At 69.5% G+C, this 21,344-nt stretch carries 22 protein-coding genes; 13 read left to right on the top strand and 9 right to left on the bottom strand.

Annotation, left to right across the window (positions count from 1 at the left end):
• The first annotated feature begins 26 nt into the window (after positions 1-26).
• Together V5F67_RS13205 and recJ are read left to right on the top strand one after the other, a co-directional pair.
• Positions 27-1,280, top strand: coding sequence for an MgtC/SapB family protein (locus tag V5F67_RS13205; protein ID WP_394017405.1), 1,254 nt, complete (start codon positions 27-29; stop codon positions 1,278-1,280).
• A 48-nt stretch (positions 1,281-1,328) separates the two neighbouring features.
• Positions 1,329-3,137, top strand: coding sequence for a single-stranded-DNA-specific exonuclease RecJ (recJ, locus tag V5F67_RS13200; RefSeq protein ID WP_394017406.1), 1,809 nt, complete (start codon positions 1,329-1,331; stop codon positions 3,135-3,137).
• A 45-nt stretch (positions 3,138-3,182) separates the two neighbouring features.
• Here recJ and V5F67_RS13195 read toward each other — a convergent pair whose 3' ends face one another.
• The 6 genes from V5F67_RS13195 to V5F67_RS13170 form a co-directional block, all read right to left on the bottom strand.
• Positions 3,183-3,659, bottom strand: coding sequence for a hypothetical protein (locus tag V5F67_RS13195; RefSeq protein ID WP_394017407.1), 477 nt, complete (start codon positions 3,657-3,659; stop codon positions 3,183-3,185).
• Positions 3,652-4,560, bottom strand: coding sequence for a ParA family protein (locus V5F67_RS13190; RefSeq protein ID WP_394017408.1), 909 nt, complete (start codon positions 4,558-4,560; stop codon positions 3,652-3,654). The genes V5F67_RS13195 and V5F67_RS13190 overlap by 8 nt, the downstream gene beginning before the upstream one ends.
• Before the next feature lie 156 nt (positions 4,561-4,716).
• On the bottom strand, positions 4,717-5,556 hold the full coding sequence (locus tag V5F67_RS13185; RefSeq protein WP_394017811.1) for a TPM domain-containing protein: 840 nt from the start codon (positions 5,554-5,556) through the stop codon (positions 4,717-4,719).
• Positions 5,557-5,601: 45 nt separating this feature from the next.
• Complete coding sequence (locus V5F67_RS13180; RefSeq protein ID WP_394017409.1) at positions 5,602-6,216, bottom strand: LemA family protein; 615 nt, start codon at positions 6,214-6,216, stop codon at positions 5,602-5,604.
• 126 nt (positions 6,217-6,342) lie between these two features.
• A complete protein-coding gene (locus V5F67_RS13175; RefSeq protein ID WP_394017410.1) occupies positions 6,343-8,466 on the bottom strand; it encodes a DUF294 nucleotidyltransferase-like domain-containing protein in 2,124 nt (707 codons plus the stop codon).
• A 9-nt stretch (positions 8,467-8,475) separates the two neighbouring features.
• Positions 8,476-9,102 carry a hypothetical protein gene (locus V5F67_RS13170; protein WP_394017411.1) on the bottom strand — a complete coding sequence of 209 codons (627 nt, stop codon included), beginning with the start codon at positions 9,100-9,102 and terminating at the stop codon, positions 8,476-8,478.
• A gap of 280 nt (positions 9,103-9,382) precedes the next feature.
• Between V5F67_RS13170 and V5F67_RS13165 the strand changes: the two genes are divergently transcribed.
• The 5 genes from V5F67_RS13165 (at position 9,383) to V5F67_RS13145 (ending at position 12,955) form a co-directional block, all read left to right on the top strand.
• On the top strand, positions 9,383-9,637 hold the full coding sequence (locus tag V5F67_RS13165; protein ID WP_394017412.1) for a DUF4212 domain-containing protein: 255 nt from the start codon (positions 9,383-9,385) through the stop codon (positions 9,635-9,637).
• A gap of 10 nt (positions 9,638-9,647) precedes the next feature.
• Positions 9,648-11,612, top strand: coding sequence for a sodium:solute symporter family protein (locus V5F67_RS13160; RefSeq protein ID WP_394017413.1), 1,965 nt, complete (start codon positions 9,648-9,650; stop codon positions 11,610-11,612).
• A gap of 195 nt (positions 11,613-11,807) precedes the next feature.
• Complete coding sequence (locus V5F67_RS13155) at positions 11,808-12,110, top strand: hypothetical protein (protein ID WP_394017414.1); 303 nt, start codon at positions 11,808-11,810, stop codon at positions 12,108-12,110.
• Entirely contained in the window at positions 12,107-12,433 is a 327-nt protein-coding gene (locus V5F67_RS13150; protein WP_394017415.1) for a hypothetical protein, read from the top strand. The genes V5F67_RS13155 and V5F67_RS13150 overlap by 4 nt, the downstream gene beginning before the upstream one ends.
• Before the next feature lie 150 nt (positions 12,434-12,583).
• Positions 12,584-12,955, top strand: coding sequence for a hypothetical protein (locus V5F67_RS13145; protein ID WP_394017416.1), 372 nt, complete (start codon positions 12,584-12,586; stop codon positions 12,953-12,955).
• Positions 12,956-12,964: 9 nt separating this feature from the next.
• Here the strand turns inward: V5F67_RS13145 and V5F67_RS13140 are convergent, their stop codons facing one another.
• Both V5F67_RS13140 and fumC read right to left on the bottom strand, forming a co-directional pair.
• Positions 12,965-13,576: a ParB-like protein gene (locus V5F67_RS13140; protein ID WP_394017417.1), complete on the bottom strand. Its 612-nt coding sequence runs from the start codon at positions 13,574-13,576 to the stop codon at positions 12,965-12,967.
• A gap of 73 nt (positions 13,577-13,649) precedes the next feature.
• Entirely contained in the window at positions 13,650-15,038 is a 1,389-nt protein-coding gene (gene fumC / locus V5F67_RS13135; RefSeq protein ID WP_394017418.1) for a class II fumarate hydratase, read from the bottom strand.
• 155 nt (positions 15,039-15,193) lie between these two features.
• Between fumC and V5F67_RS13130 the strand changes: the two genes are divergently transcribed.
• The 6 genes from V5F67_RS13130 (at position 15,194) to V5F67_RS13105 (ending at position 20,169) form a co-directional block, all read left to right on the top strand.
• Positions 15,194-15,613, top strand: a complete 420-nt coding sequence (locus tag V5F67_RS13130) for a DUF4169 family protein (protein ID WP_394017419.1) — start codon at positions 15,194-15,196, stop codon at positions 15,611-15,613.
• Positions 15,594-15,872, top strand: a complete 279-nt coding sequence (locus V5F67_RS13125) for a ribbon-helix-helix domain-containing protein (RefSeq protein WP_394017420.1) — start codon at positions 15,594-15,596, stop codon at positions 15,870-15,872. The genes V5F67_RS13130 and V5F67_RS13125 overlap by 20 nt, the downstream gene beginning before the upstream one ends.
• 207 nt (positions 15,873-16,079) lie before the next feature.
• A complete protein-coding gene (gene hflK, locus V5F67_RS13120; protein ID WP_394017421.1) occupies positions 16,080-17,213 on the top strand; it encodes an FtsH protease activity modulator HflK in 1,134 nt (377 codons plus the stop codon).
• On the top strand, positions 17,210-18,124 hold the full coding sequence (gene hflC / locus V5F67_RS13115) for a protease modulator HflC (RefSeq protein ID WP_394017422.1): 915 nt from the start codon (positions 17,210-17,212) through the stop codon (positions 18,122-18,124). The genes hflK and hflC overlap by 4 nt, the downstream gene beginning before the upstream one ends.
• 148 nt (positions 18,125-18,272) lie before the next feature.
• On the top strand, positions 18,273-18,458 hold the full coding sequence (locus V5F67_RS13110; protein WP_394017423.1) for a DUF2065 domain-containing protein: 186 nt from the start codon (positions 18,273-18,275) through the stop codon (positions 18,456-18,458).
• Between the two features lie 241 nt (positions 18,459-18,699).
• Positions 18,700-20,169 (top strand): Do family serine endopeptidase, encoded by a 1,470-nt coding sequence (locus V5F67_RS13105; protein ID WP_394017424.1) that lies wholly within the window; start codon positions 18,700-18,702, stop codon positions 20,167-20,169.
• A 37-nt stretch (positions 20,170-20,206) separates the two neighbouring features.
• On the opposite strand, the gene V5F67_RS13100 is transcribed toward V5F67_RS13105, so the two are convergent.
• Positions 20,207-21,337, bottom strand: a complete 1,131-nt coding sequence (locus tag V5F67_RS13100; RefSeq protein ID WP_394017425.1) for an acyl-CoA dehydrogenase family protein — start codon at positions 21,335-21,337, stop codon at positions 20,207-20,209.
• Between the last annotated feature and the right edge of the window lie 7 nt (positions 21,338-21,344).

Here is a 21,344-nt window from a genome sequence, read left to right as displayed (position 1 = left end):
CCCTCCCTTCAACCGGCGGAAGCCCCATGCCCGACCTCATCCTCGGCCTTGCCACCGCCCTCGCCATCGGTCTCGTGGTGGGCGTCGAGCGCGGATGGCGCGAGCGGGCCGAGCCGGCGGGCAGCCGCACCGCCGGTGTGCGCACCTATGCGCTGTCGGGGCTCTTGGGAGGCGTCGCAGCGGCGCTGGCCCAGGCCACCGGAAGCGCCGCCGTGCTCTGGGGGACCGGCCTCGCCTTCACTGCCGTGTTCGCCGCCTTCAAGTATCGTGAGATGGCCGAGGAGGAGGATTTCAGCGCCACCGGCATCATCGCCGCCATGCTGGTGTTCGCCCTGGGCGCGCTGGCCGTCGCGGGCGAGCCGCAGGCTGCCGGCGCCACCGCCATCGCCGCCACCGCTCTGCTCGCCGCCCGCGAAGTGCTGCACAGGATGGTGGCGAACCTTACCTGGGCAGAACTGCGCTCGGCGCTGGTGCTGCTCGCCATGAGCGTGATCGTGTTGCCGCTGCTGCCGGACCGCACCATCGACCCGTTCGACAGCATCAATCCGCGCCAGATCTGGACCTTCATGGTGCTGACCGCCACCGTCTCCTTCGCCGGCTACGTGGCGGTGAAGGCGGCGGGCGCGCAGAAGGGCATCCTCATCAGCGCGCTCGCCGGCGCGCTGGTCTCCTCCACCGCCGTCACGCTGGCCTTCGCCCGGCGCTCCGCCGGCGGCGAGCCCGCGGGCCTGCTGGCGGGCGGCGCGGCGCTCGCCGCCATGGTGTCGCTGCTGCGGGTGATGGTGATCTGCGCCATCGTCCAGCCCGGCCTGCTGCTGACGCTGGCGCCGCCGGCGATCGCGGGGGCCGCAGCCTTCGGTGCTGCCGGCCTGTTCCTCATGCGCCGGCGCGAGGAGGCCACGGGCGACGCGGAGGCGCCGGGCAACCCGTTCGACATCGGCCCGCTCGCCGCCTTCGCCGCCTTGTTCGCGGCGGTATCGGCCATCAGCGGCGTGCTGCTGAAGCTGGTGGGGCCGGACAGCCTCTACCTCGTCAACGCGGTGGCCGGCATCGTCGACGTGGACGTGCCGGCGCTGAACGCCGCGCGCCTCGCGGGCGGCGGGCTGACCATGGAGAGCGCGGCCCTCGCCATCCTGATCGCGCTTGCCATGAACGCGCTCGGCCGCCTGGGCTTCGCCGCCGCCGCGGGCACCCTGGGATTCAGCGTGCGGCTGCTCGCCGCCACGGCGGCGGCGGTGGCGGCCGCCGGAGCCGTCTTCATCGGCATCGATGCCGGCTGAGGGCGCGCGGCCCTCGACGGGCGGCGGCGCCTCTGTCTTGATGGCGGCGTGACCATCGCGCTGACGAATCGCCCCTTCCTTGATGTCGCCTCCTCGGCCACCGGCCGCGTCTGGCGCGACCGGCTGGACGTGCGCACCTCCCAGCTCGCCCTGGCCATGGCCCAGCGGCTCGGGATCGGCGACCTGGTCGCGCGGGTGCTGGCGGGGCGCGGCGTGAGCCTGGAGGCGGCCGAGGCCCATCTCGACCCAACGATCCGCGCGCTGCTGCCCGACCCCGACACCCTCACCGACATGGGCCCGGCGGTGGAGCGCCTCGCCCGCGCGGTGGCGGTGGGGGAAAAAGTGGCGGTGTTCGGCGATTATGACGTGGACGGCGCCTGCGCCACCGCGCTCCTCGTGAGCGTGCTGCGCGCGGCCGGGCTCGACCCTTTGTTCCACATTCCCGACCGTATCTTCGAGGGCTATGGGCCGAACGCCGGCGCCATCGAGCAACTCGCCGCCCAGGGCGTGACGCTGCTGGTGACGGTGGATTGCGGCACCACCTCCGCCGCCGCGCTCGCGGCCGCCAAGGGGCTCGGCCTCGACACGGTGGTGATCGACCACCACCAGGCCGGCGAGGCGCTGCCCGAGGCGGTGGCGATCGTGAACCCGAACCGGGAGGACGACCTCTCCGGCCTCGGCCACCTGTGCGCCGCCGGCCTCGTCTTCGTCACCTGCGTCGGGCTCGTCCGGGCGCTGCGGCAGGCCGGGCACTTCTCCACCGCCCGTCCGGCGCCGGACCTGCTGATGGCGCTCGACCTCGTTGCGCTCGCGACCGTGGCCGACGTGGTGCCGCTCATCGGCCTCAACCGCGCATTCGTCTCCAAGGGGCTGGTGGCGCTGAGGCGGCGCGAGCGCGTCGGCCTCACCGCGCTCATGGACGCCGCCCGGCTCGACGGTCCGCCGCGCCCGTTCCATCTCGGCTTCCTGCTCGGCCCGCGCATCAATGCCGGCGGGCGCATCGGCGACGCGGCGCTGGGCGCGCGGCTGCTGCTCACCGACGATGCCATGGAGGCAAAGGCCATCGCCGCCGAGCTCGACCGGCTGAACGGCGAGCGCCAGGAGGTGGAGCGCGCCATCCTCGCGGCCGCCGAGGCGGAGGCGGACGCCGCCCTCGGCATCGGCGGCGATGGCGCCTGCGTCATCGTCAGCGGCGACGGCTGGCATCCGGGCGTCGTCGGGCTGGTGGCCGCGCGGCTGAAGGAGAAGTTCCAGCGCCCGGCCTTCGCCATCGCCTTCAACGGCGAGACCGGCACCGGCTCCGGCCGCTCGCTGGCCGGCGTCGATCTCGGCCGCGCGGTGCGCGAGGCGGTGGAGCTGGGCCTCATCGTCAAGGGCGGCGGCCATGCCATGGCAGCCGGCCTCACGGTCGAGCGCGGCAAGCTCGGCGCCCTGCGGGCTCATCTGGAGAACCGGCTCGCCGCCGACGTGGCGCGCGCCCGCGCGGAAGGCGCGCTCACCATCGACGGCGCGCTCACCGCCGGCGCGGCATCGCCGGCGCTGGTGGAGACCATCGCCCGCGCCGGCCCGTTCGGCGCCGGCAATCCCGAGCCGGTATTCGCCTTCCCGTCGCACCGCATCAGCTTCGCCGAGGCCTTCGGCGCCGGCCATGTGCGCGCGCGCATCACGGCGGCGGGCGGCGAGAGCCTCAAGGCGGTCGCCTTCCGCTGCGCCGAGGAGCCGCTGGGCCGGGCGCTGCTGGCCGCGCGCGGGCGGCCCATGCACGTGGCCGGCAGCCTGGATCTCGACACCTGGCAGGGCGAGACCCGCGTCGCGCTGCGGCTGAAGGATCTCGCCGATCCGGTCCGCAGGAGGTGAAGGGGCATTCCGCCCGCTTCGGGCAGAGGCCGGACGCCGACGCGGTCAGCGCTCGTCGGAAGCCCGCAGCGCGGCGCGACCGGTGATGCGGCGCCGGCGCGGCGCGGCCTCGCTTTTTCCATCGGCGGGCGCGGCTTCCCCCGGGCGGACCGACGCCGGGGTCTTCCCCTTGGAAGGCGGTTTCGCCTTGGCCGTGGCCGGCTGAGCCTTGCCCTCGGCCAAAGCCAGCAGATGGCGGATGCGCTCCGGGGCGGCGGCAGGAGCCGGCCCGAGAGGATCGATGCGCGCCACCAGCGCCTTCACCTTCGCCGAGGGCAGTCCGTCCACCGCCTCGGCGAAAGCGGCCGGCCCCAGGAGCGCCGCGATCTTGCGCACAGAGGCGAGATCGGCTGCATCCGCGCTGAGCTGGGCGCCGACGATCAGGTTGATCGACCGCCGCGCGGCGTCGAGAGCCGCTGGGAACAGGGCCGCCTTGCCGGCAATCGCCTTCAACAGTTGAAAAATCCCCGTCTCCTCAGCCATCAAGCCGTCTCCGTATCTCATTCACGAGGCCGCGCACCGACGCGACCGAGGCGCCCCACTTCTGCTCGAACGTCGGCGCCTCAGCAAACTGCTCCGGATCCATGGCGCGCTCGATGGCCGCCTGGTCGCCAATGGTGATGCCGAACAGCTCGAACGGCGCGTCGGCCTCCCCGGCCTCGGCCATGAGCGCGTCGAGCACCTCGCGGTGCTGGCGCTTGCGTCCGCTTACCCGCGTCGGCAGCACCGCCGGCCGGCGCAAAGGCCGGGGCAGCGAGGAGCGGGTGACATGGGCATTTTCCCAGATCGACAGCCGGAACGCCTCGAAGCCCAGCGTAGACAGGAAGTCTGGAATGGTCGGCACCACCACGAGATCGGCCAGCCGTATCGCAACCTCGGTGAAGGCCGAGATGCCTGGGGCGCAGTCGAACAGGATGACGTCATAGGTCTCCTTCAGTTCGCCGATCGCCTTTTGAAGCACCCTGAGCGACTGTCCTTCAAGCGATCGGGCGCCGAACTTGCCTTCCGCCATCTTGAGAATGATCTCACGCTCCAGCAGCCGCAGGCGCGGACTCGCCGCCACCATGTCGATGGGCAGAGCCTCGCCGGCCTTGGTGACTTTGGAGATTGCCGGCGTGAGATAGTCGTGAATCGGCACGCGATCATTCAGCAGGATGCGGTCGGCGAGGAAAGAGGTGATGGTCTTGCGCGCGGAGATGATGGTCTTGAGCTCGTCGTCCGGCGCGAAGCAGTAGGAGGCGCTCGCCTGCGCGTCGAGGTCGAGCACGACCACCCGCGCCCCCTCGGCCGCGAACCCCTCCGCCAGCATCACCACGGTTGTGGTCTTGCCGACGCCGCCCTTCATGTTGGCGACCGCGATCACGCGACCAGATGCATCCCCCATGGCGCTCGCCCAGCTCCCCGCCCCATACCGTCGGCATGCTAGACGAGGCGCAGGCGCGCCTCAATACAACCTGTTCAGGTATAGAAGCCGATCACGAAGAACACCGCCGCGCCGTGTTCACCAGGGTGATGGCGAAGATATCGCTGTGGCCGTCCGCTACCAGCCTCCAGAGGCCCCGCCGCCGCCCGAGGAGCCGCCGCCTCCCGACCAGCCGCCGCCACCGCTCGACCAGCCGCTCGAGCCGCTGTTCCAGTCCCAGGTGCTGATCGGCCCGCCCGCCATGGCATCGCGGCCGCGGCGCCGGCGCGCCGCGGGCCCGCCCGGTCCGCCGCCGCCACGGAAGGCGCGCCAGAAGATGTAGCCCCAGAACAGCAGCATCACGGCGAGCAGGATCAGGTTCTCGACATCCTCCTCGCTCCAGGAGCTTTCCTGCTCCTCGCGCCGGGCGCGGTCGCGCGCCTCCTCGGGATCGAGGTTGAGGATCTCCAGCACCGCGTCGGCGCCCTTGACGATGCCGCCGGCCATGTCCCCGGCCTTGAACGACGGGATGATGGCGTTGCGGATGATGGCGGAGGCCACCGCGTCGGTGAGTATGCCTTCGAGGCCGTAGCCCACCTCGATGCGCACCTTGCGCTCGTTGGGGGCGACCAGCAGCAGCACGCCATTGTTCTTCTTCTCCTGGCCGAGCCGCCAGGCGCGAAACAGGCGGTTGCCGTAGTCCTCGATCGAGGTGCCCTGGAGCGAGGGGACGGTCGCCACCACGAACTGGTCGGTGGCCCTCTCCTCCTGCGCTGCGAGCTTGGCGTCGAGCGCCGCGCGGGTGGCGGGATCGAGCACGTGGGCATCGTCCACCACCCGGCCGGTGAGCGCGGGGAAGGTCAGCTCCGCCTGCGCCGGCATGGCGGCAAGGCTGACAACGAGCGCCGCAAGCGCGAGCATGGCGGCCGCCCGCATCCGGGCGGGCGCCGCGCTGAAGGGCCAGGCGCCGCGCGTCATGCCCACGGCCTTACGCCTCCTGCCTGCCGAACCGGTTGCCGCGCCCTACTTGCCGAAATTCACCTTCGGCACCTGCATCTGCTGCTCGGAGATGGTGAAGGTCTCCATGGGCTTGTTGCCGCGATAGAGGATCGAGGCCCAGATCACGCCGGGGAAGGTCCGCAGCTCGGTGTTGTAGGCCCGCACCGCATCGATATAGTCGCGCCGCGCCACCGCGATGCGGTTCTCGGTGCCCTCGATCTGCGACTGGAGCGCCAGGAAGTTCTGGTTCGACTTCAGGTCCGGATAGGCCTCGGACACCGCGATTAGCCGCCCGAGCGCGCCGGACAGGCCCGCCTGCGCATCCTGGAACTGCTTGAACTGCTCCGGATTGGTGATGGTGGAGGCGTCGACCCGAATGGAGGTCGCCTTGGCGCGTGCCTCCACCACCGATGTCAGCACATCCTTCTCCTGGGAGGCGTAGCCCTTCACCGTCTCCACAAGATTGGGGATCAGGTCCGAACGGCGCTGATACTGGTTCAACACCTCGCTCCAGGCCGCCTTGGCCTTCTCCTCGCTGGTGGGAATGACGTTGACGCCGCATCCCGAGAGCACCATCGCGGCCAGCACGGCGAACAGGGGCGCCCTGAGGCGGCCGAGCGACTGGACGAGCGCAGACATGCCTTCTTCTCCCGAATCCGCGGCTCCGCAGCGCCGCTGGCGCGCCTTATAGCATGCCCAGCGCGCGGTGCGGCGGGTGCCGCGGATGCATCCCCAGGCTGCACACGGGGGGCAGGCTGCCTGGGGTCAGGCCATGAGGAGGGTGTGCAGCACGTCGCCGGCACCGGCAGCCACCTTGAAGGCCTCCTTCAAATCGGCGCGGCCATGGGCGTCGAGCCGGCGCGGATCGACCCTGTTGGAGGCGGGGAGCCCTACCGCCAGATCTTCGAGCTGCTGGTCCAGCACCGCCGAAAGCAGCACGCCATGCGCGTCCGCCAACGCGGCGAGGTCGGCGCCGGCTCCGATGCCCTTCGCGCGCAGCCCGTCGAGGCGCGCGCGGGTCGAGCGGACATCGATGCCGTGGGCGATGGCGAGCACGCGGGCGACGCAGACGATGGGGAAGAGGCCGTGGGCCTTCACGTCCACCCGGCCGTTCTCGGTGCGCAGGCCGCCCATGAGGCTCACCGCCGAGCGCACCGGGCCTCCGGCCTCCGCCAGCAGCTTCAGGAACGAATACTGCCCGGCCGCCGCCCCGTAGGCATCCGCCGCGAGCCGGTCGGCAATGGCAGTTACGCCGCAGGCGGGGGCGAGGTCGAAGAAGATGTCGACGCTCAGCAGGTCGGCAGGCCGGGCGCGGGAGACCCAGCCGGCGACCCGCGCGCGCCAGGTCTCGGCGTCGCCGCGCCATTGCGGCGTGCGGGCCATCACGTTGCCGGGGCAATAGGGCACGCCCACCTCGTGCAGCAGGTCGGCGAGGCGGGCGCCGAAGCGGGCGAACCAGGCATCGGCGTCCCCGGCCGGCTCGGACCAGGCCACCGCATTGTCCTGGTCCATGGCGAGCAGGCTCTCGCCGCGTCCCGCCGAGCCCAGGACCAGGACCGCGTAGGGAGATGGCGGCGGCCCCTCGGCCGCCTCGGCTAGGGCCGCGGCGCGGGCGGTGAGCGCGGCGAGCTCGCCGGAGATCACCGCCGCCACCTCGCCCGCGTGCACACCGTCCGCCGTCAGCGCCCGCGCCACCGCCGGCAGGCGTGCCCAGTGGCGCGCGAGATCGGCGGCATCCGCGCCCCGCGCCAGTCCGTCGTCGAGGGAGAAGGTGTCGGCCGCGCGCGAGCGCAGCAGATCGCGCACCGAGAGCGCGCCGCAGACGATGCCGTCGCGGCCGGTCACGGCGAGATGGCGCGACTTCAGGCGCTGCATGCGCCCGGCGGCGCGGTAGAGGAAGGCATCGTCCGGCACCGCCTCCAGCGGATGGGACGCGAAGTCGCCCACCGGCCGCCCGAGCGCGTCCGCCCCGGCCATCTGCCCGCCCCCCTGCCCGGCCACGGCGCGCAGCGCGTCGCGCTCGGTGAAGATGCCGGCGTCGGCAAGCGCCAGCGGCCCCTCCTGCCCCTTGAGGCGCACGAACAGCGAGCCCACCTGCCGGCGCACCATCTCGGCCATGGCCTCGCGGAGCGGCAGCGCGGCCGGCACCACCAGAGGCGGGCTCATCAGGTCGCCGACCCGGTGGCGATAGAGGCTGGTGTCGATTCGTGCCCGCACCCGCTCGGCCCGCGCCTCGGCGAGCGGCACGGTCGGATCGGCGTAGCCGGCGCGGTAATGGGCGTCGAGCACCTCGGTGAGCTGGCGGCAGGCGGCCTCCGCCTCGGCGAGGGTGCGGATGCCGCCATCGCGCAGGCGCGGCACCAATGCTGCGAAGACGCGGGCGGCGGTTTGGGCATCGCCCAGCGCCGCGTGGCGTGCCCCCGGCGCCACTTCCAGAAAGGCAGCGAGCGCATCGAGCGAGAAGTTGGCGAGGTCCGGCCGCACCAGCTGCGCCAGCAGCCGCACGTCGAGCCGGCGCGGCGCCTTGAAGGTGATGCCGGCGCCGGCGCATTCGCGCGCCAGGATGGCGAAATCATAGCCGAGCGTGTGGCCGATCATCACCCGGCCGTCGAGCAGCGGAGCCACCTGTGCCCAGGCCTGCGCGAAATCGCCGGCCCCTGCGAGCGCCGCGGCATCGATGCCATGCACGCGCGTCGCCGCTTCGGGGATCGGCACGCCGGGATCGACCCGGATCGAGATGCCGGCAGGCGTATCCGTCTGGACGCCGCGCCCGGGCAGGACGCCGATCTCCAGCACCCGCGCGGTCTTGGGGTCGAGGCCGGTGGTTTCGGTGTCGAGGGCGAGCCAGTCGAGGCCGACGAGTGGGGTCGCGTCCAGCACCTCGGCCATGGCGCCGCGCTACCCGACAGCCGGCGCCGGCGTGCAGACGAGCGCGGCGAGGCGCTCTGGCGTAGTGCGCTTCTCAAGCTCCGCGGACATGGCGCACAGGTTGGAGCGCAGGTGATTGCGCACCACCTCAGAATCGCCTTCGCGGCGGTTCTCGTGGATCGGCATGTTGGCGAACACGCGTTCCCAATAGGCGAGCGGGATATCCATCACCGGCTTCGCCGGGCGGCCGGAAATGCGCTCCAGCGTGTCGACCAGCTCGACGCGGGCGGCGGCCCAGGCCTCGGGTCCCAGTTCCTGATCCGCAGCGTGAACGTCCATCGCCGCGGCGGCGAGACCGGCAACGCCGCGCGCGCTCCCGGCCGGCTCCGCCCCGCCGTCGCGGACGAGGGCGTCCACCATCTCGCCCACCATGGCGAGTCCCACCGGATAGAGCGTCCAGCGCGACCAGGCGACTGCCTGCCGGAACGGTTCCTCCTTGAGCAGGGACGTGAAGAACGGTCCCGAGCGGGCGCGCGAATAATCCATGATGGACTTCTGCACCAGGAAGGCCGCGCGGCTCTCGATGAAGTCCAAGAGCCCGGCGCGATCGGTGATCGGAGCCGGGCCGCGCAGGAAGGCGAGGGCTTGAGCAAGCATGACATAGCCTAACGTAGCGGCAGAGCCGCTGTCATTGCGCATCGCAGCAGAACCTGCGTGCGTCACGCGCGGAAAAAAATACCGTTCATACGACGAAGGTCGAATGTGGGTGCATGACCCTAGGTGATACGCTTTACCTGATCCGAAATGTACAAGAATGCCACGGATCGGCTTGAGGGAACGCCGCCCCGTCTGTCAGCCGTATCTCGGGTTAGCGTTGCCCTAAGGGAAATGGGTCCCCGGACCCGGAGGAAACGTACTCCTAGGGAGGCTGGCAGTCATGCAAAGACCGGACGATTCCTATTGGCCGCGCACGCGCACGTTGATGTTCACGATGCTCGGGCTGTGGTTCTTCTTCTCCTTCTTCATCAACTTCTTCGTCACGCCCCTCAACAAGATCGTCATCTTCGGATTCCCGCTGGGCTTCTACATGGCCGCCCAGGGGTCGCTGATCGCGTTCGTGGTGATGCTGTTCTGGTTCGCGAAGGCCCAGGACAAGATCGACCGCGAGTGCGGCGTCGCGGAAGAAGAGTGAGGAGGCGGGCATGTCTGCAGAAACCAGCTCTGCCTCCAAGGGGGGCGACTTCGTATCCAATCTCGGCAAGGTCTACGGCATCTATACCGGCGGTTTCGTCGGCTTCGTGATCCTGCTGGCCATCCTCGAGCAGATGGGCGTTCCCAACCGGATCATCGGCTACCTGTTCGTGTTCTTCACCCTGGCGGTGTATGCGCTCATCGGCGTCATGTCCCGCACCATGCAGGTGTCGGAATATTACGTGGCCGGCCGGCGCGTTCCGGCCATCTACAACGGCATGGCTACCGGCGCCGACTGGATGTCGGCGGCGTCCTTCATCGGCATGGCCGGCTCGCTCTATCTGCTCGGCTATGACGGCCTCGCCTTCGTGCTGGGCTGGACCGGCGGCTACGTGCTGGTGGCGATCCTGGTGGCGCCCTTCCTGCGCAAGTTCGGCGCCTATACCGTGCCCGACTTCATGTCAGCCCGGTTCGGCGGCAACTTCGCCCGGTTCCTCGCCATCATCGTGCTCCTGTGCTGCTCCTTCACCTACGTGGTGGCGCAGGTCTACGGCACCGGCATCATCGCCTCGCGCTTCCTCGGCATGAGCTTCGAGATGGCGGTATATGTGGGCCTCGCGGGCATCCTCGTGTGCTCGATGCTGGGCGGCATGCGCGCAGTGACCTGGACCCAGGTGGCGCAGTATATCGTGCTGATCATCGCCTACCTGACGCCCGTGGTGATCCTCTCGGCGCAGAAGTTCGGCCTGCCCATCCCGCAGCTCACCTACGGCCAGGCGCTGCAGGAGATCGGCAATCTGGAGCAGTCCATGCGCGCGAGCGGGCTCGCCCCCGCCAACATGAAGGAGCATGTGGCCCCGTTCACGAGCTACAGCCCCCTCAACTTCTTCGCCCTCATCCTGTGCCTCATGGTGGGCACCGCCTCCCTCCCCCACGTGCTGATGCGCTACTTCACCACCCCGTCGGTGCGTGAGGCCCGCAACTCGGTGGCGTGGTCGCTGCTGTTCATCTTCCTCCTCTACTTCACGGCGCCGGCCTATGCGGCGTTCTCGAAACTGGAGGTGTACCAGAACGTCATCGGCCAGCCGCTCGCCAACCTGCCGGCGTGGATCTTCACCTACGGCAAGCTGGAGCTCGTGAAGGTGTGCGGGGCCAACGCGGTCGATGTTCAGGCGATCATCGCCGCCTGCGGCAAGATCGCCGGCCAGGGCGGCATGCTTCGGCTTCAGGACCTCGCCATCAACACGGACACCATCGTGATCTCGACCCCCGAGATCGCCGGCCTTCCGTACGTGATCGCGGGTCTGGTGGCGGCCGGCGGCCTCGCCGCGGCGCTCTCCACCGCTGACGGCCTGCTGCTCGCCATCGCCAACGCGCTCAGCCACGACGTCTACTACAAGATGATCGACCCGAACGCGCCGACCGCGCGCCGGCTGGTGGTGGCCCGGGTGCTGCTCTTGATCGTGGCGGTGCTCGCCGCGTTCACCGCCTCGACCAGGCCTGCGGACATCCTCGCTATGGTCTCGTGGGCCTTCTCGCTGGCGGCGGCGGGCAACTTCCCGGCTCTAGTGCTCGGCGTGTGGTGGAAACGCGCCAACTCCTACGGGGCAGTGGCAGGCATGATCGCCGGATTCGGTATCACGCTCTTCTACCTCGTGGTGTCGCGCTACTATCCGGAGCTCGGGGCGACCAGCTTCGGCATGACGGCGCTGCTCAACCCGATCACCGGCGCGCCGGTGGTGGACGTTGCCAAGGCCCTCGCCGACCCGGCGACGGCAAACGCCGTGCTGGCCTCCAAGGTGGGCTGGTTCAACATCAACAACATCTCCTCGGCCATGTTCGGCATGCCGGTGGGATTCGCGGTGATGATCATCGTCAGCCTGCTGACCCCTGCCCCCTCGCGGCAGATGCAGGAGATGGTGGAAGATATCCGCCGCCCGCGCGGCGACGTCATCATGCAGGAGAAGGCCGCCTGACGGCGGTCCCCCCGGGACGGAAGGGCGGGGCCGCGCGGCCCCGCCCTTTCTCTTGCCGGCATCGTCGAAACCGGCTCACATCCGCCCCTGGCCCCCTTCCGCCCGCACCGCCCCCGGGGCACCTTCCTTTTGCGCCGCTCCTCGCCTGCCGCGCGAGTCCGCGCGCAGCCCGCGCCAAGACGGAGACCTGATCCGATGTCGGCCAGCTGGGCCTATCACCTTCCCAATTTCGCGCTCGCGGCGCTCATGTACACGCTGATCGGGCGGCTGCTGCTGTCACTGATCTTCGCGCCCAATTCCACCAATTACATCTACCGCGCCTTCGTGCGACTCACCGATCCGGTGATCGACGCGGCCCGCTTGGCGACGCCGCAGATCGCCCCGACAGTGGTGGTGGGGGCCTTCGCCTTCATCTGGCTCCTGATCCTGCGCATTGCGCTGCTCGCCGCCTTCGCCCTTTCGGGCGCGCTGCCGGTGGCCGGCGGAGGCGCCTCATGAGCGCGCCGGTCCAGCCTTACATCTTCGCCATCCTCGCCATCGCGGCGGTCAACGGCATCTTCTCGCCGTTCGTCCTGCCGGCGGCGATCCTGGTGGCGCCGTTCCTGCCTGCCTTCTTCGCCCAGAGCGTGGCGGTGCTGTTCTTCGTCACCTCGCTCCTCGTCTCCACCGGAACCGTGATGCTGGCAGGCGTTCCGGCGGCGATCTACGAGCGGGCCTCGGGCGCCAAGGCGACCACCGAGGTCTCACTGTGGATCTGGCTCGCCGGCACCGCCTTGCTGTCGATTCCCGCGGTCACGCGCTTCTTCGAGGTCGGCTTCTGAGTCGCACGCTCCTGCCGCCGCGGGAGCGCACGCCGCGGAAACGCCGAAATCGTCCCGCCCCCTGTGGACAACCCGCGTGCGCGGCCTTCGGTGCCGCGCGCGTTGGCATGGGTGATGCTTGTCAATGGGATCGATCCCATGGAGCGGCAGATGGACGAGATCAGGCGCCTGGCATTCGAATCGGTCGCGCGTGCGTGCGGCTTCACCTTCCTGGCGGTCATCTGCCTGATGATCGCGCTCAGCTATGAGCCGGGCCAGTCGTTCCGCTTCGGCGGCATCGCCACCCTGATCCTGTGCGCGGCGCTCCTGGAGCGCGCCCACTCCATTTTCGGGCGCGACCACAAGCGCACCGAGGTCTGGCTCTATCTCGACAAGTCGGCCCGGCCGCAGGAGCCGGTGGCGAAGCGCCTGGTCAGCAACGCGCTCCGGGAGGCCTACCTCACCTTCGCGCGCCACACCGCCGCCTGCGCCGCGCTGCTGTTGTCCGGCTCGCTGCTGTTCGACATCGCCGGCGTGCTCTGATGTGACCACTCAGGCGGGACCGAGATAGCCCGGCAGGTCCTGGGCCTCGTCGAGGCGCGCCAGCCTGGTGGCGAGAGTCTCCGCGAGGTTGATGTCCGTCTCCAGCAGGCGCGTCGTCATGAAAGAGCGGAAATAGTTGCCCCACATGAATTCCTGGAACGGCGTGTCCTGGTTGGAGTAGGCCTTGCCCCGCACGCCGCGGGCGAGCGTGCGCCAGGGATTGTCGGTGAGCGCGTCGACGTTGTCCGGAATCTTCACGCATGGCCGGCGGTTGCCCTCCATGTCGATGGGCCAGCAATATTGCGCCGCCTCCATCCTGTGCCAGAAGGCGCCGAGCTCCAGGGACGACCAGTCGGCGAACCGCGCGCCCAGATAGACCCAGTCGTGGTCGATGCGCAGCAGCGCCCGGCACAGATGGTGGTGGTCCACCATGTAGTGGCGGCCCTTGGGGCCGACCACGTGAGGCACCGGCCGGGCCTTCAGCAGCGCCTTGAGGTCGGCCTTTGAGAGGCCGCCCATCTGCCGGGCGCGCCGCTTCACCTCGGACATGCCGAGGGTCAATTGGGTAGGATGGAGCGCGGCGATGTCGATGCGCCCGGTCCCGCCGTCGTCGTCCGTCACCGCGCCCCCTCCCCCATGTTCCGGCACAAGCGGTGCCCGCAGGCACCGCCCCGGAATGCCGCCGGGCCCCGTCTCAGCCCGGCGAGATCATGTTCTCGGGCCGTACCACCGCATCGAACTCCTCGTTCGTCACGTAGCCGCCGCCGACCGCCTCGTCGCGCAGCGTGGTGCCATTCTTGTGGGCGGTCTTGGCGATCTTCGCGGCGTTGTCGTAGCCGATCTTCGGGGCAAGCGCGGTGACCAGCATCAGCGAGCGCTCCAGCGCCGCCTTGATGTTGTCCTCGCGCGGCTCGATGCCGAGCACGCAATTGTCGGTGAAGCTGATCGCCGCATCGGCCATCAGGCGTACCGACTGCAGGAAGTTGTAGGCCATCACCGGGTTGTAGACGTTGAGCTCGAAATGGCCCTGGCTGCCGGCGAAGGAGAGCGCGGCGTTGTTGCCGAAGACCTGCACGCACACCTGGGTCAGCGCCTCGCACTGGGTGGGGTTCACCTTGCCCGGCATGATCGAGGAGCCGGGCTCGTTCTCCGGCAGCGACAATTCGCCCAGGCCCGAGCGTGGGCCGGAGCCGAGCAGGCGGATGTCGTTGGCGATCTTGAACAGCGAGGCGGCGAGCGTGTTGATGGCGCCGTGCGAGAACACCATGGCGTCGTGCGCGGCGAGCGCCTCGAACTTGTTGGGCGCCGAAGTGAAGGCAAGGCCGGTGATCTCGGCGATCTTGGCCGCCACCTTCTCGGCGAAGCCGACCGGAGCGTTGAGGCCGGTGCCGACCGCGGTGCCGCCCTGGGCCAGCTCCATCAGGCCCGGCAGCGTCAGTTCGATGCGGTTGATGCCGTTCTCGACCTGCTGGGCGTAGCCCGAGAACTCCTGCCCGAGCGTCAGCGGGGTCGCATCCTGGGTGTGGGTGCGGCCGATCTTGATGATGCCCGCCCACGCCTGCGCCTTCGCCTTCAGGGCCGCGTGCAGATGCCGCAGCGCCGGCAGAAGGCGATGGGAAATCTCCTCTGCGCAGGCGATGTGCATGGCGGTGGGATAGGTGTCGTTGGACGACTGGCTCATGTTGACGTGGTCGTTGGGATGGACCGGCTTCTTGGAGCCCATCGTCCCGCCCAGCATCTCGATGGCGCGGTTCGAAATCACCTCGTTGGCGTTCATGTTGGACTGGGTGCCCGAGCCGGTCTGCCAGACGGCCAGCGGGAAGTGCGCGTCGAGCTTGCCGTCGATCACCTCCTGGGCCGCGGCGACGATGGCGTCGGCGAGCTTGGGATCGAGCCGGCCGAGGTCGCGGTTCACCTCCGCGGCTGCCCGCTTGACGATGCCCAGAGCCCGCACCACCGGCAGCGGCTGCTTCTCCCAGCCGATCTTGAAATTGCCGAGCGAGCGCTGGGCCTGAGCCCCCCAATAGCGATCGGAGGCCACCTCGATGGGACCGAATGTGTCGGTCTCGGTGCGGGTTGTCATGCAATAGCCCTTCTTCAATGGGAACTTGTCGCGCGATCGGGCGCGCGCGGGCCTCCTCATAGCGCAATCGCGGCCGACGCACGAACGACTTCCGCCACGCCATTCCCGACTCCCCGGGCGAGAGGCGGAGATGGCGCGGCGGAAGTCGCAACGGGATGGCAAGTGGAGCTTGGAAATTGTCCGGCCTAAAATTCTTTTCCAGAGGTAGCCGGAGAAGGCAACAGGGAAAGATTTTGACCATATCTTTCAACATCCTGCGCTATAAGCTGTGCGCGGAGGAAAGGAATGGTCTAAGGCCGACCTTCACCCGTAATGTAGTCTGGCGGCTGACCTTTCGGGGGAGGGGCGAGCCGCAGGTTTCGAGGTTCAGTTTGGGCACCCTTGTCAATCTTCATCGGGAGCGCAAAGCGCGCGCCCGCAAGAAGGAAACAGCGACCGCCGAGGAGAACCGGGTCCGGTTCGGACGCACCAAGGCGGAGCGCGTTGCGTCACGCGAAGTCTCTGAGCGGGCGCAGAAATTCCTTGACGGACATGCCCTGACCGAGAGGGACGAAAATGAAAAGCCCCGTGGTTAAAAGATCCATTGTGATTGCCGGCCACAAGACCAGCGTCAGTCTGGAGGATGCGTTCTGGGAGGCGCTCAAGGAGATCGCCACCAGTCGCCGCCTCACCTTGTCCGACCTTGTCGCGTCCATCGATTCGTCCCGCACCCAGGGCAACCTGTCGTCTGCGATCCGCCTGTTCGTGCTCGACCATTATCGTGGCGCGGCCGGAGGAGCGCATGGGCATGGCACCGGGGATCGCACGGGCACCGCGCCCACTTCCGTTGCGTAACTGAGGCGGCGCCCTTATCTGATAGGCCTGCCGAAGCGCACGCCGCGTTGAAAGCTGGCGTGCGCTTTCCTATAACCGCACGGCTTGGCCGGCACGCTGGGGGTGATCTCCCCGGGGCTGCTTGCCTTTGTCGCCGGGTGGCGGCGCGGGGGCAGGATACGCAGTGACGCGGGCGCCGTTCGGCGGCACCGCCGACGGGAGACGCGGATGTCGTGGAAGAATCAGAGTGGCGGCCCCTGGGGTAGCGGGCCGCGCGGCCCCTGGGGCTCGGGGCCATCTTCATCGGGACCGACGCCACCGGATATCGAGGACCTCATCCGCCGCAGCCAGGATCGCCTGCGGACCATGCTCCCCGGTTCGCTGGGCGGCAAAGGCATCATCCTCATCCTCGCCCTCGTGGTGGGCGGCTGGCTGCTCTCCGGCTTCTACCGGGTTCAGCCCGACGAGCAGGGCGTGGTGCTGCGCTTCGGCAAGTATGTCTACACGACGCAGCCGGGCCTCAACTACCACTGGCCCTACCCGGTCGAGAGCGTGCTCACCCCGAAGGTGACCACCATCAACACCATCTCGGTGGGCATGCGCCTCGGCGAGGACGCCCGGCGCGGCACCTCCGTGATGCGCGACGTGCCCGAGGAGAGCCTGATGCTCACCGGAGACGAGAACATCGTCGACGTGGACTTCTCGGTGTTCTGGCGCATCGCCAACGCCGAGCAGTACCTGTTCAACGTCCAGAACCCCGAGGGCACCATCAAGGCGGTGGCGGAGAGCGCCATGCGCGAGGTGATCGGACGCACCAACATCCAGCCGATCCTCACCGGCGCCCGCCAGGGCATCGAGACCGGCGTGCAGGACCTGATGCAGCGCACCCTCGACAGCTATAAAGCGGGCGTCCAGATCACCCAGGTGCAGATGCAGAAGGTTGACCCGCCGAGCCAGGTCATCGACGCGTTCCGCGACGTGCAGGCCGCCCGTGCCGATGCCGAGCGCGCCCAGAACGAGGCCCAGACCTACGCCAATCGGGTGCTGCCCGAGGCGCGCGGCGAGGCCTCGCGCATCGACAACGCCGCCCAGGCCTATCGCGAGCGCACCGTGGTGGAGGCCCGCGGCCAGGCGGCGCGCTTCCTCAAGGTGTTCGAGGAATACCAGAAGGCCAAGGACGTGACCCGCGAGCGCATGTATCTGGAGACCATGGAGCGTGTGCTCGGCGGCGTCGACAAGGTGCTGGTGGACCCCGGCGCCACCTCCTCGCAGGGCCAGGGTGTGGTGCCCGTGCTGCCCCTTACCGACACGTTCCGACGTCCGCCCGCCCAGGGCGCCCAGCCGCAGGGAGGCACGCGATGAGAAGCCCCGTCATCGGAGGGGTGTTCGCCGTCCTCGGCGTCATCGTCCTCCTCACCGTCTATTCGTCTGCCTTCATCGTCTACCAGACCCAGCAGGCCCTGGTGCTGCGCCTCGGCGAGCCGCTCGAGCCCATCACCCAGCCGGGCCTGCACTGGAAGGTGCCGTTCATCGACAGCGTGGTCTATCTCGACAACCGTATCCTCGACCTCGAGAACCCCTCGCAGGAGGTGATCGCCTCGGACCAGAAGCGCCTGGTGGTGGACGCGTTCGCACGCTACCGCATCGTCAATCCGCTGCGCTTCTACCAGTCGGTCGGCACGGTGCAGGGCGCGAACTCCCGCCTGTCGACAGTGCTCAACTCGTCGTTGCGCCGGGTGCTCGGCGAGAACAGCTTCACCACCGTGGTTCGTGACGAGCGCGAGAACCTGATGCACCAGATCGGCGAGCAGGTGAACCGCGAGGCCCGCAACTTCGGCATCGACGTGGTGGACGTACGCATCCGCCGCGCCGATCTGCCGGAGGCGAACAGCCAGGCGGTGTTCCAGCGCATGCAGACCGAGCGCCAGCGGGAGGCGGCCGAGATCCGCGCCCAGGGCAACGAGGCCGCCCAGCGCACCCGCGCCCGCGCCGACCGCGAGGCGGCCATCGTGCTCGCCGAGGCCAACTCCAAGGGCGAGCAGCTGCGCGGCGAAGGCGATGCGGAACGCAACCGCATCTTCGCCGATGCCTTCGGCCGCGACCCGGACTTCTTCGGCTTCTACCGCTCCATGCAGGCCTACGAGGCGAGCATGAAGGCGGGCGATACCCGGCTCCTCGTGAGTCCCGACTCGTCCTTCTTCCGCTACTTCCGGGATCCGGCGGGCGTCGCCTCCCCTGCCCCACCGCCGGCCCGCCCGGCGCCGGCGAACTGACGGCCCGGAGCATCGCGCATTGTCTTCGAGCGCGCCGGTTTCCGTCCCGCTCGAAGACGCAACCAGCCCCAACCATGGGCACGCATGATCCGCCCGGCTCGCGATGCAAGCCGGGCGGAGCGCACTCCAGGCCCCCCGGAGAGGCGGCATGACGGACTTCCTCGCCGCCCTCGGCCTTCTGCTCGCCTTCGAGGGCCTCGTCCTCGCGGCGTTCCCGAACGCCTGGCGCCGGGCCATGGAGACGGTGCTCGCCGCTCCCGAAGGCCCCATGCGCCTCGCCGGCCTTGCGGTGGGCGCGGTGGGGGTGCTCATCGTCTATCTCGTGCGGGTCTGATTTGTGTGATCGTGACCGGCGGCGCCCGCCTCCGGTCGCGCTTTGGCCTCAAAGCTCCCCAAACCTGACGCTTGTGCCCGCGCCGAGGAGCCCACCCACTGGGTCATCGGGCCGCGTGCCCTTGTTTTTCGCCGCGCTGGCGCGCGTTCTCACGCGCCTGTTTGCGTGTCGGATGCGCTTTGGCCTTGCGCCCGGCAGGGCTTCGGGCGCAGCCTCCGAGCCGACGCCTTCGAGGAGAGCCATGCCCGCCCAATCCGTCCGCCGCCCGCTCGCCATCGTCCTCGCGCTTGCCGCGCTTCTCGCCGCGCCGGGGCCCCATGCAGCGCACGCCGCGCCCGGGAAGGGGCCGGACTCGGTCGCCGACGTCGCTGCCCGGGTGATGGACGCGGTGGTGAACATCTCCACCGCCCAGACCGTGTCCGGCTCGCGCGGCGTCCAGGTGCCGCAGCTGCCGCCGGGCTCGCCGTTCGAGGACTTCTTCGACGAGTTCTTCAAGCGCCGCCAGGACGACGATGACCAGAACCGCTCGCGCCGCGTCTCCTCGCTCGGCTCCGGCTTCGTCATCACGCCCGAGGGCCTGATCGTCACCAACAACCACGTGATCGCCGACGCCGACGAGATCTACGCCAACTTCAACGACGGCACGAAGCTGAAGGCGGAGTTGATCGGCCGCGACCCCAAGACCGACCTGGCGCTGCTCAAGGTGACTCCCACCAAGCCGCTCACCGCCGTAAAGTTCGGAAATTCCGACATCCTGCGGGTCGGCGACTGGGTGATGGCGATCGGCAACCCGTTCGGCCTCGGCGGCACGCTGACGGTGGGCGTGGTCTCGGCGCGCAACCGCGACATCAATTCCGGCCCCTACGACAACTTCATCCAGACGGATGCCGCCATCAACCGCGGCAATTCCGGCGGCCCTTTGTTCAACATGGAGGGCGAGGTGGTGGGCATCAACACCGCCATCATCTCCCCCTCCGGCGGCTCCATCGGCATCGGCTTCTCGGTACCCTCGGCCACGGCCCAGCCGATCATCGCCCAGCTGGAGCAGTTCAAGGAAGTGCGGCGCGGCTGGATCGGCGTGCGCATCCAGTCCGTCACCGACGACCTCGCCGAGAGCCTCGGCATCGGCAAGGCGCGCGGCGCGCTGGTGGGCGTGGTCACGGAAAGCAGCCCGGCGGCGCGCGCCGGCCTCAAGGCGGGCGACGTGATCATCACCTTCGACGGCAAGGACGTGAAGGAGGTGCGCGATCTCACCCGTGTCGTGGCGGACACCATGGTCGACCGCGAGGTGGACGTGGTGGTGATCCGCAACGGCAAGGAGGAGACGTTGCGCCTCAAGGTCGCGCGCATGCCGGAGGAGGACAAGCCGGGCACCGACCAGCCCAAGACCACCGATGCCCAGAAGGTGCAGCCCAAGCGGGCACTCGGCATGGACCTGTCGCCCATCACCGAGGAACTGCGCCGACGCTACCGCATCAAGAGCGAGATCACCGGCGCCGTCATCACCAACGTGGATCGCGGCACCCCGGCCGATGACAAGGGCCTCAAGGCCGGCCAGGTCATCGTCCAGGTGGGCCAGGAGGCGACCGCCAGCCCGGCCGACGTGGAAAAGCAGCTCGCCGAGCTACGCAAGCAGGGCAAGAAGGCGGCCCTGCTGCTGATCTCCGACGGCGAGGGCCAGCAGCAGTTCGTCACCCTGCCCCTGAACTGAGCGAGGGCGGCGCACGCCGCCCCAGCCTTGCCCCGGCTCATGCGGTGGCGAGCGCCCGGCTGATGACCATGCGCTGCACGTCGCTGGTGCCCTCGTAGATCTGGCAGATGCGGGCGTCGCGATACAGACGCTCCATGGGGAAGTCGGCGAGGTAGCCGTAGCCGCCGAAGGTCTGGAGCGCCTGCGAGCACACCCGCTCCACCATCTCCGAGGCGAACAGCTTCGCCATGGACGATTCCTTGTGGAACGGGCGCCCCTGATCGCACAGGGACGCGGCGTGATAGGTGAGCTGGCGCGCCGCCTCCACCTCGGTCGCCATGGAGGCGAGGCGAAACCCCACCGCCTGATGATCGATGATGGGCTGGCCGAACGACCGGCGCTCCTTGGCGTAGGCCACCGCCGCGTCGAGCGCCGCCTGGGCGATGCCCACCGCCTGGGCGGCGATGCCGAGGCGGCTCTTCGCCAGCGCCGCCAGCAGGATCTTGTAACCCTTCCCCGGCGTGCCGAGCACGTGCTCCTCGCCGAGCTCCATGTCGGTGAGGAGCAGCTGGGCGGTGCCAGACGAACGGATGCCCAGCTTCTCCTCGACACGCCCGACCGCAAACCCGGGCGTGTCGGTGGGCACGATGAAGCAGGTGAGCCCGTTGGGTCCGAGGGACGGATCGGTGCTCGCCAGCAGCACCACCAGGTCCGCATAGCCGCCGGCGGTGATGAACTGCTTGGCGCCGTTGAGCACGTAGCCCGATCCCCGCCGCGCGGCGCGGGTGCGCACGTCGGCGGCGTTGGAGCCCGCCTGCGGCTCGGTGATGGCGACCGCCCCCAGCTTCTCCCCGGCGACCAGGGGGCGCAGGAAGCGCTCCTTCTGCGCCTCGGTTCCGTGCTGACAGATGGGCATGCAGGCGAGCGAGTTGTGGGTCGACATCACCACGGCGACGGATGCGTCCGCCTCGGCGAGGGCCTCCACCGCCATGGTCAGGGCGAGGTAGCTCGCGCCCACGCCGCCCCATTCCTCCGGCACGGTCACGCCCAGCATCCCCAGCCCGGCGAGCGCCCGGAGCTCGCCGGCGGGAAAACGATGCGTGCGGTCCCGCTCCGCCGCTCCCGGAGCCAGCTCAGCCTGCGCGAACCGGCGCGCGGTGTCGCGGATCATCTCCTCGTCCGGGGTCATGGGCGTC

It is taken from the genome of Xanthobacter pseudotagetidis (assembly GCF_043194795.2).
Taxonomy (GTDB): Bacteria; Pseudomonadota; Alphaproteobacteria; order Rhizobiales; family Xanthobacteraceae; genus Xanthobacter; species Xanthobacter tagetidis_A.
Note: the sequence above shows the minus strand (reverse complement) of the source record. Positions and strands in the feature narration are given on the sequence as shown.